This is a genomic window from Chloroflexaceae bacterium (genome assembly GCA_025057155.1).
In the GTDB taxonomy this organism is placed as follows: domain Bacteria; phylum Chloroflexota; class Chloroflexia; order Chloroflexales; family Chloroflexaceae; genus JACAEO01.
The window spans coordinates 245-510 of the sequence record JANWYD010000181.1; the positions used below are offsets into that span (position 1 = coordinate 245).

Consider the following 266-nt stretch of genomic DNA (forward strand, 5'->3'; position numbering starts at 1 on the left):
GCGCCCTGCGCTTCAGGCCGGTTCAGTACAAAGTCAGGGTTGAGCGAGCCGTCGGCGTTGTAGCGCCAGTTGAAGAAGAGTGCATTGCCCAGCCCGGCTTTGTCGGTCACCTTCAGGAATTGCGCCGGGATAATCTGGTCGGTGTCAATGTCGTTGATCGGCAGCGCAACCAAGCGAGAGGTCAGAGTAGTAAATTGGGGCATTTCTGATTTCTGATTTCTGATTGCTGATTGCTGACTGATTGCTGATTGCTGATTGTCAGTTCA

Annotated in this window: 1 protein-coding gene; it reads right to left on the bottom strand. The window is 53.0% G+C overall.

The features are described from left to right. A partial coding sequence (locus NZU74_20905; protein MCS6883781.1) for a 3-isopropylmalate dehydratase small subunit occupies positions 1-203 on the bottom strand: 203 nt, incomplete at its 3' end. Positions 204-266 lie beyond the last annotated feature (63 nt).